General features: G+C 45.6%; 2 protein-coding genes. Both read left to right on the top strand.

Features of this window, described 5'->3' with window-relative positions; genetic code table 11:
• Positions 1-338: SURF1 family cytochrome oxidase biogenesis protein (locus tag ACFQEU_RS17410; RefSeq protein ID WP_379784202.1), on the top strand; the 338-nt coding region annotated here is incomplete at its 5' end.
• A gap of 14 nt (positions 339-352) precedes the next feature.
• The coding region (locus ACFQEU_RS17415; RefSeq protein ID WP_379784204.1) for a hypothetical protein at positions 353-625 on the top strand (273 nt) is incomplete at its 3' end.

The raw sequence follows: 625 nt of genomic DNA on the forward strand, positions 1-625 counted from the left end.
CGGGTAGCGTTAACATCGCGGGGCAAATCGCCTTGCCGTCGAAAAATATCATGCTAAAAAATATGTCGCCTGATGCTCAAGTTGTCGAGCGAATTGCGGAAATAGATCTGGCAAAGTTGAGTGCCATTTCAGGCTTCAAATTGAGTGGCCTGGTGCAATTAGCGCCAGAAAGCGAGGGTGCCTTGATGACCAACTGGCCCACTGTGAATATCTCTCCGATGAAGCATCAGGCCTACGCTTTCCAATGGTTTTCTATGGCCTTGGCTTTGGTGATATTGTTGCTCTTTGCCAACACCAATTTATTAACCTTGCTAAAACAAAAGACAACGAATAAATAAGACGTAGCTAACACATGACAAATTCAGAATTATCTAACTCGCGCAAATTTCAATGGTCTAAGTGGCTGGTGATGGGCGTTATCTTGGTGCCGATGCTTGTGGCCTATATTGTTTACGAAACTGGTCTGGGCATACCAACAGGCACCATCAACAAAGGTGTTTTACTAAACCCACCGGCTCAATTAGATAGCCTTGCATTGCAGGATATTGATGAAAAGCCGACCACAATAGCTCAACTACCGCCTAAGTGGCGCTTGGTCGTACCTGCTATGTCTGGCTGTGATGAA

The organism is Halorubrum tibetense (assembly GCF_042661865.1).
Lineage (GTDB): Archaea > Halobacteriota > Halobacteria > Halobacteriales > Haloferacaceae > Halorubrum > Halorubrum tibetense.